This window comes from Streptomyces sp. NPDC048269 (assembly GCF_040652395.1).
Classification (GTDB): Bacteria; Actinomycetota; Actinomycetes; order Streptomycetales; family Streptomycetaceae; genus Streptomyces.
In genome coordinates this window covers 1-15159 of sequence record NZ_JBEZLW010000050.1, presented here as the reverse complement: position 1 = coordinate 15159, position 15159 = coordinate 1, and the positions used below count along the sequence as shown (strand labels likewise).

Sequence of the window (15159 nt, the reverse complement as noted above, 5' to 3'; positions counted from 1 at the left end):
GCCGTACCGGAATCCGGGAGCGGCCAGGTTCCCGAATTCACCCATCCGGGAAACGCCTCAGGGCTCTACTGAGCGGCAACAGATCGCACTCGACGGCGGCCGTCGACTCTGGAAGTTGAGCATCTCGGGGTCACCCGCCGGTAGCGCGGCAGCGCCCGGCAGGCCACGAGGAGCCGCGGGAGCCCCTCCCTCCTTGAAGACCCAGCCGACGAACTCCACTGAGGCGGCCTCTTGGGCGGAGAGCCCCAGCACACGGAGGTCCCCTCGGGCCGGTAGCGGGCGGTCCGGGCCCAGATGCCCTCGACAGGTTACGCGGAGGTGGGTCGTTCATTGTGCCCCCGGGCTCGGGCTTGGTGTCTCGGCCCGTCAGGTGCGGGCGGCAGCTTGTGCCTTTTTCGAATCGACATGTGAGTGGGAATCCGCGTGCGTTCCTGGCCGCGTTGTCTGGATGTGGCGCAGGTGGACGGGCGGCATTTGCGCGCCGATTGCGGCCACGTGACGCGGTTTCTGATGCGTGATGCCGATCGCAAATTTTCCTCACTGCGGCTCTTCGCCTCAGTTGGTTCACGGAGTGAACCAACTGAGGAAAGTGGGGAGCGGAAAGCAGAAGGGCTCACCGATCGCCGGGTCGGTGAGTCCTTGCGTGAGGGGCGCGACGAGGATTGGTCAGTGGGACGAGACGAAGCCAGCTGACTGGTCGAGGTGGAACGGTGAGCCGGGGCTGTTCGGCGTCCAGCCGGTGGTGAGAGCGGTGCGGATGCTGTCAGCGACCTGGGCGGGCAGGGTCGGTCTGCCTTGTGTTCCGAACCAGTTGCTCGGGTGCGGCTGGTTGGTGGTCGCCGAAAGCGCCGGCCCAGTCGGCAATACCGACATTGGTCGTGAGGATCGTGCTCGACTTCAGCCTGTCGGTCGGCCAAGCCCTGCTGGCGGAGGGGGAGGACCCGGGCACCGGCGGCTGGCGGCCCCCGCCCAACCTGGTCTGGGCGGCGCGGCACGGGATCCTGGAGATGTCCGCCCTGCGGGCGCATCTCCCGGCCCACTTCCGGTGGTGGCCCGCTCCGCTGAAGGAACTGCTGGTAGACCCGGTCTACATGGCGCGCTTTCGCGGCAAGTTCGGATTGATGACCACGGTCAGCGCACTGCTGTTCCCCCACGAGCTGGACCTGCAGGCCTTCCGGGTCTTGCTGCTGTTGGCCATGGGTGACGCGACGTCGGAGAAAGTGCACGATCTCTCCCTGGACGATCTGGAGTTCAGCGACGAGGGAGTATCCGGACCTCGTCACCGCGAGCGTCCCCTCGGGCGCGCACACGGCCTTCGAGATCACCATTACCTGAGAGAGGAACCGCAACCCATGTCACACACGCGCCGCATCCTGCCCGCGCTCGCCATCGCCGGCCTGCTGGCCACCGCCGGCACTGCGGCGACAGCCGCCGACGACGACCCTGCGCCGGCCACCAAGACCACTGCCCCGGCGGACGACCCTGACAAGGCCACCAAGACCACTAGCGCCGTCCAGGGCTGGGAGTACCGCTGGGCCAAGGCCAATCCGAAGAAGCCCCAGGTCGGCGAGCTGGAGAAGCTCGGGAAGGAAGGCTGGGACGCCGTGGGCCCGATCCAGGAGTACAACGCAGGCGTCTGGATCTTCCTGCTCAAGCGCCCCATCTAGGACTCGCCCAGCTGATTATGTGACTACTCCGTGTCTGAGTCGTTGGTATGGGCATGGGGCGGGGTGATGTGAGTGATACCGAGTGGGAACGGTTGCGGGCCGTTCCTGCCAGTCAGTAACGGGCGATGTGGCCGGTGGCGGGATCACCGGCAGGTGATCGACGGGATTCTGCACCGGGTTCGGACCGGTGTGCAGTGGCGTGATCTGCCCGAGCGGTTCGGTCCGTGGAAGACGGTATACGAACGCCACCGGCTGTGGCCGGCCGACGGGACCTGGGAGCGTCTGCTCCAGCAGGTCCAGGCCGCGGCCGACCTGGCGGGTGAGATCGACTGGGACATCTCGGTCGACTCCACCATCGTGCGCGCGCACCAGCACGCGGCGCGTGTCCGCACCGACCCACCGCCAGCCTCCGCCCCAAAGGGAGCCGAAGGGCTCGAACATCAGGACGAAGGCGCGCCTGGAGCATGCCCGGGCCGTCGCGGCCGCCAACGCGGCGGCGGGTCGTACGGTCGTGCACGCCCCGCGGATCCTGCCGTCCGGCACCGTGCCCGCGCCCGATCCAGCCGACCTCGCCCCGGCCCCGGCCGGCGCCTCCACGGGCGCAGTGAAAACACGAGAGACGGCGTGCGCGGGCTACCACCGCACGCTCTCCGCACACCAGGAGGTCGCGGCGCCACGCCGGGTGGACACGGAGAGCGCGAAAGCATCGGAGCGACAGAACGCCGCGATGAGGGAGCTCAGCCAGTGGGCCTTCCCCGACCGGGAGGAACTCGCCGACGAGCAGCCCGCGTCGATCGACACCGCCGTCCTGCAGCGTCGCCGCGAGTTCGCGGCCACCGAGACCGCCGCCCTCCATCGGGCTCGAGCCGAGCGCGCCCAGCGATCCGGGGCCGCGGTCAGACCCAGTCAGCTGGTGCTGCTCCATCAGTGGAGGCGGTTATCCGGCACGCTGGGTGATCTCTCCTGCCTGGGCGGGTACGGCGGGCAGGGGGACGGTGCAGGACGCGCAGCGCCTGGCCTGCGCCGGGACCGGGCTGAGGCATTCGGGGCAGTCCCGTTTGGGGGCCTGGACATCGTGGTGCGGGGCGAGGCGCTCGTGCAGCTTGTTGATGGGCAACACGACCAGGAAGTACAGGGCGCCGGCCAGGAGGATGAAACTGATCGTCGCGTTGATGAAGGCGCCGTAGGGGAACTGGGTGGCGCCCACGGTGAAGGTTTTGCGGTTCATGTCGCCGGTGGCGCCGGTGGCCAGCCCGACCAGCGGTGTCAGGAAGGCGCCGACGAAGCCGTTCACCACGGCGGTGAATGCGGCGCCGATGACGATACCGACGGCTAGGTCGACCACGTTGCCGCGCAGGATGAAGCTGCGGAAGCCCTTCACCTTCATACTCCTTGGAGGTTTTCGACGTCGACCTGTGCAACGTCAGCCGCTGACGAGCGTCGGATCGGACAGCGGCCGGTGTGCGTGGGGACAGCGCGTGTCAGCCGTGATGGTGGGAATGCTCATCCGCCGCAGGAGATCACGTGTGGTGCGCATGCTCAGCGTGCTGGACCAGGCGAGGCCCGGGTGGCGGGAGCGCAGGTGTGAAAGCGCCCGGTTGCCCAGCCCGGTGCTGTGGAATCGCTCGTCGATGACGAGGGCGGTGACGACACCCTGGGCGCAGTCGGTGCAAATCCGGTAGTGGACCTGGCCGACGACCTGGCGGACGTGGACGAGGAGGAGGCATTCCTCGCCCGGCCCGGAGTGGTCCGGGATGTGTGTGGAGAGGAAGTCGATCGCCCGGTAAGCGAGGAGCCGGCGGCGCAGGCGGCCGGTGATACTGCCTCGGCGGGAGTGCTTGGCGCCCCCTTGCCTGGGCGGCGGTGTCTGGGCTGTGGGTGCCGGGCCGAACAGAGTGCTCGTGGGACGCGCATGTTGTCCGTGCATGAGGTCTCGTGTGCCCAGAGCAGGGAGCGATACCCGCACCGGAGGTCAGCACGCTGCTGGTGGGCCCGCCCGCTGACGCGGTGGCGCCCGGGTCCTACCTGTGGCGGCGCTCGCCGTCGCGGTGCGGGTACAGCGAGGTGAGCTTGTTCCAGTACTGCTCAAGGTGGGCGTCGGTTTCCCGCAGGGTCGGGTCCAGGAACGAGGAATGCAGCTCGGCCACGCGAGCGAGGGCGGTGTCCGCGCTGGTGGGTTGGGACCCCGTGCGTCGCCAGGGGGACCTGGCGGCGCTGGCACCGTGGGTGTCGCGGGCCGCGCGGGTGGCCCGCCAACGGGCGACCAGCACGGCGGTGGCGAGAGCGGCGGCGGTGAGGGCGTGCAGCCCGGGGTGCGCGGCCACGGCTTCCTCCATCGTTTCGGAATGCAGGGGGGCGTAGCGGCGCCGGTCTGTGAGGCGAGGCCGGCGCCGCCCTTGAACGGTTCAGCGGGGCCAGGTGCCGGTCAGGCGCCGGGTGGTGACGGCGCGGGCCCGGTCGACAGCGGCCTTGACGACGGCGAAGATCGCGCCTTGCAGGGCTGCGGCGATCAGGACTTCCTGCCAGGTGCTGTACTCGTCGGTGGCGTCAGGGGCGTCGTCGTCGTGGCCGGTCATCTTCTACGCCTGCTTGAAAGCGGCGCCGGCGATCATGCCGCTCGTGGCGCCGAGCAGCAGACCGACCGGCTTGTAAGCGATCTTGGATGCTTTCACCAGCGCCTGCGGCTGCGACGCAGGAGCAGGAAGACGACGAAGGCGGCAGCCACGGCAAGGAGGGGGGTGCGGTTGGCCTTCGCCATGGTCGCGGCCGACTCGGCCCTTTCGCGGACCGGGCCCGGGGTCTTCTCGGCGGTGAGCTGCCCTGCCCGGGCCGCGGCGTCGCGGACCTGCGTCGCGGCATGGGTTGCCTTGTCCAGGACCGGATCGGGTGTCTTGTCCTTGACCAACTGGGCGGCCTGCGCCGCCTTGTCTCGGATCTGGCCGCTCACCAGGGTGGCCTTCTCGGCGGCATGCTCCTTGATCTCCGCCGTCTTGTCCTTGGCCTGCGCCTTGACGTCGGCCTTGGCAGCCAGCGCCTCCACGGTCTGGCCGAGCTCCTCGCGGGTGTGCTCGACCTGCTCGCGCAGCTCCTCGGGAGTGGGCGCGGATTCCTTGTCGCCCTGCGAAGGGGTGCTCATCGGTGTGCTGCCTCCTTGATCTCGGCCACGTCGGCCTTGACGCTGTCGATGGCCTGCTCCGGTGCGGGGGTGCCGGCCTTGGCGATCTGCTTCTTCCCGGCCGCGGCCATCCCGGCTGCGATGGCCGCCAGCAGGACGGCGATGATCAGGGCCGAAGCCCACACCGGGAGGAGCAGGGCCAGGGCTGCGATGACGGCGCCGACCAAGGCCTGCGCGGCCAGGAAGCCGACCAGGCCGGCCCCGCCGAACAGGCCGCCGCCCACGCCGAAGCGTTTGCCCTTCTGGGTCATCTCCGCCCGGGCCAGCTGCATCTCCTCGCGGACCAGCTCCGAAATCTGCTGCGACGCCCGTGAGACGAGGTCGCCCACTGATTCCTCGGTACTGCCTTGGTCCGGGTGCCGTTCAACGGCGCTCATCTGCTCTTCACCTTCTCCACATGCTTCGTCCGTTATGGCGCGATGGCTGCACGATGGCCGCCGTTCGTATCGCCGGTGGGGTGCCGCGCCGGTCAACGGCCCTATTTGGTGCCGGTGTCATCCTGAGGGGGCGTCGGCGTTGCGCTTGACGGAGTCGATGCCGTTCAGGCAGGACCGGTGGTCTCGTAGTGCTCGCTGGTCGCGATGACCTGCCCGTTCGTTGCGAGAACGAAGTGATAGCCCTTGGCCGCCTGGTGCCGGACCTCGAAACGCGCCGCCATGGCAGACCCCTCCCTGGTTGATGTGCACGCTGTTGTCACGGCGCGCTTACCCCCCAAGGAACCGGTCACCCGCCTGTGGGTGGTGGTCATCCCAAGCGGCGCACCAGGAGGTGGGGTGTCGCCCGGACGAGGGCGGCTGCAGCCAGGCCGATGGCGGCGCCAGCTGCGACGTCGGAGGGGTAGTGCGCGCCGCTGTGCACCCGTTCGAGGGCCACCAGCACGGTCGGTACGGCGCAGGCGGCGCCTGCCCATGGCCAGGAGGACGCGACGGCTGCGGTGAAGGCCACGGCGGCGGCGGTGTGCCCGGAGGGGAAGGAGGAGCTGTCGGGTCGGTCCTCGACGTCGTCGTGCGAGATCCACTCTTCGGGCGGCCGGCGCCGCTCCACGAGCTGTTTCGCGACCCCGTTCGACAGCAGCTCCGCGACCGCCATGGCCGTGATGCCGACGGCTGCGGCCTTGCGTCCCCGCCAGCCCCCGCCGGCCGCCATGATCACGGCGGCGGACCACCAGAGCTTCGTGTGCTCGGCAGCTTCCTCGACGCCCGGCAGCACCTGCCGGGCCCAGGCCGAGTCCCAAGCGGCCATCCGTCTCGTCAGCCGATGATCACCGCTGCGCAGGACTTCCAGGATTTCCATGCCGCGCCGCTTCCTCGCCCGCGCTTGTTCCACGCGCCGCTCATTCCAGGCGGCGGCGGTCTTCATCGCTCCACTTACGTGTGTCGCGGGGCTCCACGTAGGGCTCTTCGTCCTCGGGCATTCCGCCGGCTATGGCGCGCTGGCGCACCATCTCGGCATCGAACTCCAAGCCGAGAAGGACGGCCAGGTTGGTGATCCACAACCACACCAGGAAAATGATCACGCCCGCGAGAGTGCCGTACGTCTTGTTGTACGAGGCGAAGTTCGCGACGTAGAAGGCGAAGCCGGCCGAGGCGATCATCCAGATCACCAGCGCCAGGAAACTCCCGGGCGTGATCCACTTGAAACCGCGGCCCTTCGCGTTCGGGGCGGCCCAGTACAGGATCGCGATCATGATCGTGACCAGCAGGACCAGGACCGGCCACTTCGCGATCGACCACACGGTCAGGGCGGTGTCCCCGATTCCCAGTGCTGTGCCCGCCTGCCGGGCCAGGGAGCCGGAGAAGACGACGATGAGCGCGCTGGCGCAGGCCAGGACCATCAGCGTGACGGTGAGGGCCAGGCGCAGCGGGAGAACCTTCCACACCGGGCGGCCTTCGGGCATGTCGTAGACGGCGTTCGAGGTGCGGATGAACGCGGCGATGTAGCCGGAGGCCGACCAGATTGCGACGGCCAGGCCGACGATCGCCAGGAGCGATCCGACGCCTGCGTTGCCCTGGAGTTGTTGGACCGCGTTGCTGATCACGTCGCGGGCCGAGCCGGGGGTGAGTTTCTGCAGGTTGTCCAGGACCTGCTTCGTCGCGGACTCCCCGGCGATGCCCAGCAGGGACACCAGCACGAGCAGGGCGGGGAAGAGGGCAAGGACCCCGTAGTACGTGAGCGCCGCGGCCCGGTCGGCGAGCTCGTCGTCCTTGAACTCCTTCACGGTGCCGCGCAGCACCGCCGTCCACGACCGCTTCGGCAGCTCGGTGAGCTGGTCGGGAGCGCGCTCCTCCACCTGCGGATCCGGCCCCGCCGTGCTCTCGCGACCGCTCTCCTCGCGTTCGTCTTTCCACCCCTGGCCTGGCTTCGGTGTGCGTGTCATACCCTGCGGCTTTCCCGCGCGGCGTCACTCATGTCAGCCAGGCCGCGCGAGTACCCGGGTTCTTCGGAGAAAGGGTGCCTGGACGGCTCCCGAGATCCGGCGGTGGCCCCCGCCCCTGTCTGCGGCGAGCCGCCAGGACAGGGGCTCAGGCGGGCGGGTGCCGGGTGCCGGGTGCTACAGCCAGCCGTTGCGGCGGAACGCACGGTAGAGAGTTCCTGCCGCGATCGCCATGAGACCCACCGCGAGGGGGTAGCCATAGGTCCAGCCAAGTTCGGGCATGCGCTCGAAGTTCATGCCGTAGACGCCGGCGACCATCGTGGGGACCGCGAAGATCGCCGCCCACGCGGAGATCCGCCGCATGTCGTCGTTCTGCCAGGTGCCCACCCGGGCCTGCTGCGCGCCGAGGACCGAGTCCAGTAGTTCGTCCAGGGTCCGCACCTCGATGTCCGTGCGGTGCAGGTGATCGGCGACATCCCGGATGTACGGGGCGATCTTCGGCCGCTGGTCCACCCCGCCCGGGCCGCTCAGAAGGTTCTGGACCACCGGGACGAGCGGCTGTACGGCATCACGGAACTCGCGGACCTCCCGCTTGAGAGAGTAGATGCTCTGGGTGTGGTCGACGCGGGACGTCGAGAACACCTCGTCTTCGAGCCGGTTGAGCGTGGCGCGCACCCTGCGGGCGGCGTCACTGTAGGCGTCGACGGCGACGTCCAGCACCGCGTGCAGGACGGCCCAGGGGCCGAGGCGCAGCATGTCCGGTTCTGCGTCGAGCCTGCGGGCGGCCTCGAGGCAGGGGTCGAGCGGGCCGTGGCGCACGGTGAGAACGCTGCGGGCTCCTACGAAGATCATGATGTCGCCGGTTTCCACCGCCGTCTCTTCCGTGACGTACCGGAGGGGCTTCAGCGCGACAGCGAGCATGTCGTTGAACCGCTCGGCTTTCGGGCGCTGCTGTCCATGGAGCGCGTCCTCAACGGCCAGCGGGTGCAGGCCCAACTCCTGGGTCAGCTGGACCAAGTCGCCCTCCGAAGGGTCTGCGAGCCGAACCCGGGCGAACTCGCCGTCGCCCAAGCCCCGCAGTCGCTTGAGGGCCGACTGGCAGGCGTCGTCCGGCAGCTCGCACTCCACATGCTCCGACCGGCCCGAGTTCTGGTCGTATATGACACATTCCATCTCCCGCGCATGCTTCACCAGCCCACTTTCATGCGCCCGCGGCCGGCTCTCGTCTGGTGCCCGCCGTGTGGTGGGAGACACCGGAGCCGGCCCGTGTAAGCGCGCAGACGCGGGTATGAGCAGCGTCATGAACGTGTCAGGTGAACTGGTGTCCGAGTCCGGAGTGCAGGAGCTGATCGGATGGCTCGTCCACGTCATCGAGGCGGCCGGCGCGCTGATCATCTTCGCGGGCGCCGTCTGGGCCTTCGCCCGGTTCGCCACGACCGGCCTCCGCCGGCGATCCCTCATCAGCGAGTTCAACAAGATCCGTCTCAGTCTGGGCCGCTTCCTCGTCCTGGGACTGGAATTCCAGCTGGCGGGTGACGTCCTGCGCACGGCGGTCGCCCCCAGCTTCACCGAGATCGGCCAGCTGGCGGCCATCGCCGCCATCCGCACCCTCCTGAACTTCTTCCTCACCCGGGAGATCGCGCAGGAACGCGCCGAGATCGAACGCGACCAGAAGGAGCCCCTGCAGCGGACCGCGGCCACCTGATCATCCGCCTCTCGTGCCACCGGTGTTTGATGCCGACCGGCGGGGAACACGGGCTGGCGAGGTGATCGACTGTGCCCAGACTGAGCGAGGTAGGCGACCGGGTGCGGGCGGCCGTGGCGGGAAGAATCGAGTACGTACGGCGTGCCGCACGGGGCCCTGGAAGTGAGCGGGACGATCTGGTCCTGGGGGCCAAATCCGTCGTCGCGGCGATGGCCGCGTGGGTGATCGCCCGCTACCTGCTGCCGCCGACCGTGTCCACGTTTGCGCCGTTCACCGCGTTGGTCGCCCTGCAGGCCACGGTGTACCGGTCGGTGCGCGACTGCGTCCAGTACCTGGTGGCGATGGCCGCGGGGGCCGCACTCGCAGCCTCCCTGGCCGCCGTGGCGGGGATTCACGGGTGGACATTCGGGCTCCTCACCCTGATCGCGCTCTGCCTGGGAAGGATCGAGCGGTTCGGCCAGCAGGGCACCCAGGTCGCCATCATCGGCTTCTTCGCGTTCTCCTCCGGGCAGGGACGCATCGACTACATCGGCTACCTGGCCGCCTCAGTGACCGTCGGTGCGCTGTGCGGCCTCAGCGCCCACCTTGTCCTCGCTCCGGCCCGCCACGTCCACCACCGGCAGCAAGCCGTCGCGGACCTGTACGCGGCGGTGAGCCGACGCCTCGACGACTTGGCTGAGATCTTCGAAGGAAACGATCCTGACACTGAGCGCATCCGGCACTGGCGCCGTGACTGGCGCAAGCTCGCCGCCGAATGCGAGCGTATCCAAAACGCCATCGATGCGGAGATCGAAAACAGCCGCCTCCACCCCCGCCCCGGCATCGCCAGCGACACGGCCCTGCCCCGCGCCCGCGGCGCCGTCACCGTCGCCGAACGCACCATGGACCACCTCCGGTCCCTGACCCGCGCCCTCGACTACGCCCTGGACAGCGGAGAAATCCAGAACCTTTCCGCGTCCTTCCGGACTGCCTCCAGCTCGCTGCTGCGAAAGGCGGCCACCGCGATGCAGGAGATCGGCCAGACCTCCCTCACCGACTCCGGACACCTTGACAGCCTGATCGACGACGCGACGGAAGAACTCGACCACGTCGAACAGCACGAGCGCGCAGCCGCCGAAGCCACGCCGGCAGTACACACCCTCCAGGGAACTCTCCTCACGGACATCGGCCGCCTTCTGGCCGAACTCCGCTCGGGCCACAAAGCCCTCACCCCGACATCCTGACCGAAGGCGCTACACCCGAGGACGTCGTTCTCGCGCGCCCGCTGGCAGGCGCGCGGAGCCGACGGGGACATTCACGTCGCCGCAGCACGTCGCAGGGGCCGCTTCGCCCCATATGCGCTCGGATGCACGCGCTGAAAGCGGCACGCGAAGGTGCCAAATTGGATCACAGTCGCGCACGCTGCGTGAGTGGGTAACACGGGGGGATCATTCTGAGCGCCCACCAGGTCGGCCTTCGGGGAGTCCTCCATGCCCAGCCGGTAGGGCCAGCCGGATGTGGCAGCCTCCACCGGGGGTATGGGTACGGGTACGTACCCATACCCCATGGACATGCAACCGCGACCAGGGCGTTCGCCACGACGATCCCGTCGAAGTCGCGGCTCAGCGCGGCCGCCCGCGCGAGGGTGTCGGCACGGTCGGCCGCGAGGCGTGCGCGGGCGGTCGCGAAGGTGGACGGACCGCGCTCGTCATTACCTGCCCGGGTCATCTTCGGGACAGCGCCTTCACCAGGTCGTCGCGGGTCATGTTCGAGCGGCCGGGGCGTGGGCGGCCGCCGCCTCCTTGTAAAGGTCTGCTTTCGACAAGCCGCTCAGGTCCTCTTTTGGGGCGGAGCGGATCCGCTTCTTCGCCGCCGGCTTCTTCCCGGCCGCGGTCTTCCCGGAGACCGTGGCCTCCCCGCCCGCGGTCTTCGGGCTTCCGGCGCGCTCGACACTGGCCCGCAGGGCCTCCATGAGGTCGACCACCCCGGTCGGCTCCGCGGCGGGTTCGGCCTTCTCCACGGTCTCGCCGGCCTTCTTGGCCTCGATGAGGGCGGCGACCTTCTCCTGGAACGTGTCGTCAACTTTTCGTGGTCCCAGTCCATGCTCATGGCTTCGATAAGCTGCTCGGCCATCTTCAGCTCCTGGTCCGAGGCCTTCGTGTTCCCGGGCAGGGTGTCGATCTCCTTCTTCGGGTCCCGGATCTCATCCACCCAGTGCAGCGTGTGCAGCGTGAGGAGGCCGTTTTCGGCTTTCAGGGTGACCAGGTATTCGTGCTGGCGCATGACGAAGGTGGCGATGCCCGCTTTGCCGGCCTTGGTCAGGGCCTGCTCCAGCAGGCTGTAGACCTTCCCGAACTCCATGCCGCGTGGGCCGAGGTAGTAGGAGGTATGCGGCGATGCACACAACTCTTCTCCGCGTGACGGCCGCGCTGGGTGCCGCGGCAGTGTTGGCTATCTGCGGCGCCGGCGCGGCCAGTGCCGACGGCGTCGGCAACGCAGGCATCGGCAACACGGGCATTGGCAGCCACGGCATCGGCAATTCAGGCATCGGCAGCTCCGGCATCGGCAATTGAGACGGGCTCACGGCCCCCGCACCACCAGGTCGCACGACGCGCCCGGCTGACGCCGGGCCGGTCCACCCGGGCTGTCCGCTCCACCAGCGGCCGGCCCGGGTGTGTGGCGTCGAGCAGCTGGTCCGCGAGGATGGCGAACCGCGCGAGCAGAATCGGCTTCACCTCGTTGCACGAGAACCTGGATGCCATCACCCCCGGCGGCCGGCCTGGCCGCCGCCCGCGAGCGCGGCCGGACCGGCGGCCGCCCGAGGGTCGCCACCGAGGAAGTCATCCGTGCCGCCTGCGCGCTAGGCGTCTCACGACCCCCTGTGGCTTGCTGCCTCCCGTTCTACACTTCAACGGCCGCCGCGGCGTCCACGTGGGTCAGGCCGTCTCCGTCATGCACGATGGAGGAAGCGAGGAGCTTGGTCGAACCACCGAGACGGGCCGCACTCTCGCCCGCAGCAGGCACAAAGGCTGCCAGATACACCAAATGAGCAGCACCTGTCAGGCCGGTGATGACTGACCCGCCGTAAGAGTGGCCCATAACCAGGGGCGGCTCTTCCATGGCATCAACTGCTGCTTGCACCGCTTCGGTGTCGGCCAGAAGCGAGCCACGATGCAGTTCCGGAACAGCGACCTCGACTCCGGCAGCAGCCAACTCCCCAACAACCAGGTCGTAGTGTTGTGGGTCGTGGTACAGGCCGTGCACCAACACCACACCATTCATGACGATCCCCCAACTCACCAGGGCATTCATTTCTCCCACAGCCATGATCGTCTGCGCGTCGCCGGTCACGCCAGAAGCACACGTTTGCGCAGGAGGGCGAATCCGGCTCGGCCGAACATTTGGCGCTTGAATATCTTGATTCGGTTGACGTGGCCTTCGACGACGCCAGCTCCAGGGCAGGGTGAGGTCGGCGATGACGGCGTCGCGGTCACGGTCGATGCCTGCGGCGAGGGCGTGGAGGCTGGGGAGGTCGTCTCGCCGGACGGCGTCAAGCCACTGCGGCAGTCGTTCCCCCTTGTGATCAGTGAGCATCTGGCCGAAGGAACGGACGTGGCCGGTGAGGGCTTCCAGTTCGGGGCAGTGGACCAGCACGGCCTTGAGTCGAAGGTGCTCCGTTTCGGTGAGAGTCTCGGGTCGGCGGAGGATCCATCCGGGCGACGACGCGGGGTGACGGTGGCCGAGCTGTGACGAGGCCTGGAGAGAGCCGCTTCTCCCGGAAGTAGGCGCGAACCCGCTGGTAGCTGCCCTGATAGCCAATTGGCACGGTCTCCTCCCACACCGTCCAGGCGTTCGTGCAGCCCTGGTTCCAGCGGTCATTCAGGTAGGGCTTGAACGCACCGAGCTTGGACGGCCGGCCCTGCCACTGCCCGTGGAAGAGGTCTTCCGGGGCGGCTGCGTCGGCGAAGAGCTTGACGGTGCGGGAGGTCATGCGGAGTCGGCGACCAATTGCCCTACGACTGAGCCCGGCGGCCAGAAGTTCGTGGACGGTCGCATGCTTGGCACGGGTGCGGTCAGCGAAGCGGTGTCCGGTAGGCAGGGCGAGCCGGAGGGGTCTTCGAACTTCTCCGGCTCGGGAGCGGGCTGGGCTGGATCTGGCGCCAGGACCCGCAGGCATCCGCGGTGGTCTGCGACGCACCGCTCTGCGGCCTCGCTCAGGTTGTCGGGTCGGGTCCAGGCGCGGTTCCTGGATTGCTCCAGGACCGTTTCCCGGACCCGCCCGCCGAACCCGGCGTGCGACTGTCACCGCACCGGGCTCTCCACGAGATCATGCCGTTGGGATCGGCTCGGTCACTGCGTCCGGCCAGGGTGTCGGGATGCTGTTGCCTCGGTAGCGGTAGCGGGTGACCGGCACCGTGGCGAGGTTGAACAGTTCGATCCCTTCCATGCGAATCGCTCCCCATCCTTGCGGAGTGTGGAGCCATCGCCGGATGGCCCTCCACGTCATGCGGTTGCGATGCATCACCCAGTGCACGACCCTCCACCATACGAAGGTGGCAAGGCGTGACAGGGTGTGCTTGGCGACCGCGTGCTTGAAGTAGTTGGCCCAGCCGCGCTGGATCTGGTTGATCCGGATCAGCGCGATCCTGTAGTCGAGATGCGACAACCTGAGGGCCAGTGACTTGATCTTCCGTTTCAACGCCTCGACCGGCTTGTCGGCGATGAAGGTGTAGACGTACCACTTATCCGTTCCCCGCTTGCGATTCCACACGATGCGGAATCCGAGGAAGTCGAACCCGTCGGCCAGGTGGACGATCCGGGTCTTCGACGGCGACAGGACCAAACCCATGGTTGCCAAGACCTCACTCACCTGCCCGCGAAGCTCTTCGACGTGTGCTCTGGTCCCGTGAACCATGACGACGAAATCGTCCGCGTAGCGGACGAGTCGCCAGGTGCTCAGGCCATGTTTCCGTCGACGTTCGCGATCCCGCCGGGTTGCCATCGTGTTCGTCCACTGCTCGGCGGCAAAGTCGTCGAGTGAGGACAGGGCGATGTTGGCCAGAAGGGGTGAGAGGATGCCTCCCTGGGGCGTCCCGGAGGTGGTTTCGTTCCGTTCGCCGAGCTCGGTCATGATCCCGGCCTTGAGGAACGCCTTCACCAGCGCAAGCACCCGCTTGTCCTTCAGCCGCATCCGGACACGGCCCATAAGAGCCGCGTGGTCGATACGGTCGAAGCACGCCTCGATGTCGGCGTCCAGCACCCATCGGTAACCCTGAGTGCCGAACAGATGAATCTCGGCAATAGCGTCATGCGCCCGCCGGTTGGGCCGGAACCCGTACGAGCACGGACGAAAGTCCGCCTCGAAAATGGGCTCTATGACCAGCTTCAGCGCGGCCTGGACCACCCGATCCGCAATGGTCGGGATCCCCAGACGGCGCAGTTTCCCGCCCGCCTTGGGGATCATCCGTTCACGCACCGGCATTGGCCGAAAGACCCCTGCCATCAGCTGCGAACGGATCTGCTCCAAGTACGCTTCCGCCGCGAATGCCTGCACGTGGTCGGCACGAAGGCCGTCCACGCCCGCAGTTCGGGCTCCGGTGTTGCCTGCGACCCGCTCGAACGCCACCACCAGGGTGGCCGGGTCACACGCGAAGTTGAACACATCATCGAACCGGAAGCCTTGATCGGCTACCGCCCAACGGTGCAGCTTGATCTGCATCTTCCGTACCCGTAGCTCGGCGTACTCAGCCACCGGCCACGTGACCGGGGCATTCACCCCGGTGTCTTCGGACATTGCAGTACCTCCCTTGCAATCTCGCTGCCGCCCTTCGCCATGTGGCCGGCTCTCCCGGCCTCGGACTACTACGGCGGCTCCGCCCCTTGCCCAGCCTGTTCGGCAGACGATGTGCCCAGCCCGTCCCGGCCGCGCTGGCAGCGCGGACGAGGGGCGAGACCGGGAAGGTTCCCGTGTTCACCAATCGATCGATCAACGGAGTAGCCACCCGGCTATACCCCCGCGGCATCGCCACAGCTAACCCGCAGCACTTCGCTGTGGCCTCCCGGGCCGTCTAGCACAAACCACCCGGAAGTTCCCCGGCACCAACCACGGTGCGGGTGCACGCCGCTACCAGCCCAGATCCGCCAGGTTCGAGCTGGTGGCACCCTAGACATCGTTTCTTATGGCGTGATCGTTCGTTGAACCGTGCATGACGGATTTGGTTGAGCGGCTGGTGCCGGATGAGTTGTGGGTGTTGTTCCG

The 15159-nt window shown here is 68.2% G+C and carries 15 protein-coding genes and 6 pseudogenes; 5 read left to right on the top strand and 16 right to left on the bottom strand.

The features are described from left to right. Nucleotides 1-878 precede the first annotated feature (878 nt). Together AB0D48_RS32095 and AB0D48_RS32090 are read left to right on the top strand one after the other, a co-directional pair. Entirely contained in the window at nucleotides 879-1667 is a 789-nt protein-coding gene (locus AB0D48_RS32095; protein WP_362404944.1) for a hypothetical protein, read from the top strand. A gap of 53 nt (nucleotides 1668-1720) precedes the next feature. Continuing rightward, nucleotides 1721-2048 (top strand): annotated as a pseudogene (locus tag AB0D48_RS32090) (IS5 family transposase); the annotation flags it as partial. Nucleotides 2049-2604: 556 nt separating this feature from the next. On the opposite strand, the gene mscL reads toward AB0D48_RS32090, so the two are convergent. From mscL to AB0D48_RS32040, 10 genes and pseudogenes are all read right to left on the bottom strand, one after another. Further along, entirely contained in the window at nucleotides 2605-3054 is a 450-nt protein-coding gene (gene mscL / locus AB0D48_RS32085) for a large conductance mechanosensitive channel protein MscL (protein ID WP_362404941.1), read from the bottom strand. A gap of 36 nt (nucleotides 3055-3090) precedes the next feature. Beyond that, nucleotides 3091-3594 (bottom strand): hypothetical protein, encoded by a 504-nt coding sequence (locus AB0D48_RS32080; RefSeq protein ID WP_362404938.1) that lies wholly within the window; start codon nucleotides 3592-3594, stop codon nucleotides 3091-3093. A 94-nt stretch (nucleotides 3595-3688) separates the two neighbouring features. Beyond that, entirely contained in the window at nucleotides 3689-3991 is a 303-nt protein-coding gene (locus AB0D48_RS32075; protein WP_362404935.1) for a hypothetical protein, read from the bottom strand. 81 nt (nucleotides 3992-4072) lie between these two features. Then, nucleotides 4073-4339 (bottom strand): annotated as a pseudogene (locus AB0D48_RS32070) (DUF4235 domain-containing protein). Further along, nucleotides 4336-4803, bottom strand: a complete 468-nt coding sequence (locus AB0D48_RS32065) for a DUF3618 domain-containing protein (RefSeq protein ID WP_362404932.1) — start codon at nucleotides 4801-4803, stop codon at nucleotides 4336-4338. The pseudogene AB0D48_RS32070 and the gene AB0D48_RS32065 overlap by 4 nt, the downstream one beginning before the upstream one ends. Further along, entirely contained in the window at nucleotides 4800-5219 is a 420-nt protein-coding gene (locus AB0D48_RS32060; RefSeq protein ID WP_362404929.1) for a phage holin family protein, read from the bottom strand. Before AB0D48_RS32060 ends, AB0D48_RS32065 begins: the two co-directional genes overlap by 4 nt. 164 nt (nucleotides 5220-5383) lie before the next feature. Then, entirely contained in the window at nucleotides 5384-5500 is a 117-nt protein-coding gene (locus AB0D48_RS32055; RefSeq protein ID WP_362404926.1) for a DUF1508 domain-containing protein, read from the bottom strand. A gap of 86 nt (nucleotides 5501-5586) precedes the next feature. Beyond that, a complete protein-coding gene (locus AB0D48_RS32050; protein WP_362404923.1) occupies nucleotides 5587-6135 on the bottom strand; it encodes a phosphatase PAP2 family protein in 549 nt (182 codons plus the stop codon). A 40-nt stretch (nucleotides 6136-6175) separates the two neighbouring features. After that, nucleotides 6176-7219 (bottom strand): YhjD/YihY/BrkB family envelope integrity protein, encoded by a 1044-nt coding sequence (locus AB0D48_RS32045; protein ID WP_362404920.1) that lies wholly within the window; start codon nucleotides 7217-7219, stop codon nucleotides 6176-6178. Nucleotides 7220-7393: 174 nt separating this feature from the next. Continuing rightward, nucleotides 7394-8389: a magnesium and cobalt transport protein CorA gene (locus tag AB0D48_RS32040; RefSeq protein ID WP_362404917.1), complete on the bottom strand. Its 996-nt coding sequence runs from the start codon at nucleotides 8387-8389 to the stop codon at nucleotides 7394-7396. 127 nt (nucleotides 8390-8516) lie between these two features. Here AB0D48_RS32040 and AB0D48_RS32035 point away from each other — a divergent pair, with 127 nt between their 5' ends. Next, nucleotides 8517-8921, top strand: coding sequence for a DUF1622 domain-containing protein (locus AB0D48_RS32035; protein ID WP_362404914.1), 405 nt, complete (start codon nucleotides 8517-8519; stop codon nucleotides 8919-8921). Between the two features lie 71 nt (nucleotides 8922-8992). Then, nucleotides 8993-10144: an aromatic acid exporter family protein gene (locus tag AB0D48_RS32030; RefSeq protein ID WP_362404912.1), complete on the top strand. Its 1152-nt coding sequence runs from the start codon at nucleotides 8993-8995 to the stop codon at nucleotides 10142-10144. A 331-nt stretch (nucleotides 10145-10475) separates the two neighbouring features. On the opposite strand, the pseudogene AB0D48_RS32025 reads toward AB0D48_RS32030, so the two are convergent. The 3 genes and pseudogenes from AB0D48_RS32025 to AB0D48_RS32015 all read right to left on the bottom strand — a co-directional run. Then, nucleotides 10476-10628, bottom strand: a pseudogene (locus AB0D48_RS32025) (TraR/DksA family transcriptional regulator); the annotation flags it as partial. A gap of 34 nt (nucleotides 10629-10662) precedes the next feature. Continuing rightward, on the bottom strand, nucleotides 10663-10920 hold the full coding sequence (locus AB0D48_RS32020; protein ID WP_362405022.1) for a hypothetical protein: 258 nt from the start codon (nucleotides 10918-10920) through the stop codon (nucleotides 10663-10665). 170 nt (nucleotides 10921-11090) lie between these two features. Continuing rightward, nucleotides 11091-11261, bottom strand: a pseudogene (locus AB0D48_RS32015) (Ku protein); the annotation flags it as partial. A 56-nt stretch (nucleotides 11262-11317) separates the two neighbouring features. Here AB0D48_RS32015 and AB0D48_RS32010 point away from each other — a divergent pair. Beyond that, on the top strand, nucleotides 11318-11473 hold the full coding sequence (locus AB0D48_RS32010) for a hypothetical protein (RefSeq protein WP_362404910.1): 156 nt from the start codon (nucleotides 11318-11320) through the stop codon (nucleotides 11471-11473). A 385-nt stretch (nucleotides 11474-11858) separates the two neighbouring features. Here the strand turns inward: AB0D48_RS32010 and AB0D48_RS32005 are convergent. From AB0D48_RS32005 to ltrA, 3 genes and pseudogenes are all read right to left on the bottom strand, one after another. Next, nucleotides 11859-12182, bottom strand: a pseudogene (locus tag AB0D48_RS32005) (alpha/beta fold hydrolase); the annotation flags it as partial. Nucleotides 12183-12247: 65 nt separating this feature from the next. Continuing rightward, nucleotides 12248-12413, bottom strand: a pseudogene (locus AB0D48_RS32000) (ISL3 family transposase); the annotation flags it as partial. Between the two features lie 814 nt (nucleotides 12414-13227). After that, complete coding sequence (gene ltrA, locus AB0D48_RS31995; protein WP_362404908.1) at nucleotides 13228-14694, bottom strand: group II intron reverse transcriptase/maturase; 1467 nt, start codon at nucleotides 14692-14694, stop codon at nucleotides 13228-13230. Nucleotides 14695-15159: the final 465 nt, after the last annotated feature.

Coding starts and splice junctions, on each gene's coding strand:
- mscL (WP_362404941.1), bottom strand. CDS start 3,054: ATGAAGGTGAAGGGCTTCCGCAGCTTCATCCTGCGCGGCAACGTGGTC.
- AB0D48_RS32080 (WP_362404938.1), bottom strand. CDS start 3,594: ATGCACGGACAACATGCGCGTCCCACGAGCACTCTGTTCGGCCCGGCA.
- AB0D48_RS32065 (WP_362404932.1), bottom strand. CDS start 4,803: ATGAGCACCCCTTCGCAGGGCGACAAGGAATCCGCGCCCACTCCCGAG.
- AB0D48_RS32060 (WP_362404929.1), bottom strand. CDS start 5,219: ATGAGCGCCGTTGAACGGCACCCGGACCAAGGCAGTACCGAGGAATCA.
- AB0D48_RS32055 (WP_362404926.1), bottom strand. CDS start 5,500: ATGGCGGCGCGTTTCGAGGTCCGGCACCAGGCGGCCAAGGGCTATCAC.
- AB0D48_RS32050 (WP_362404923.1), bottom strand. CDS start 6,135: ATGGAAATCCTGGAAGTCCTGCGCAGCGGTGATCATCGGCTGACGAGA.
- AB0D48_RS32045 (WP_362404920.1), bottom strand. CDS start 7,219: ATGACACGCACACCGAAGCCAGGCCAGGGGTGGAAAGACGAACGCGAG.
- AB0D48_RS32040 (WP_362404917.1), bottom strand. CDS start 8,389: ATGGAATGTGTCATATACGACCAGAACTCGGGCCGGTCGGAGCATGTG.
- AB0D48_RS32035 (WP_362404914.1), top strand. CDS start 8,517: ATGAACGTGTCAGGTGAACTGGTGTCCGAGTCCGGAGTGCAGGAGCTG.
- ltrA (WP_362404908.1), bottom strand. CDS start 14,694: ATGTCCGAAGACACCGGGGTGAATGCCCCGGTCACGTGGCCGGTGGCT.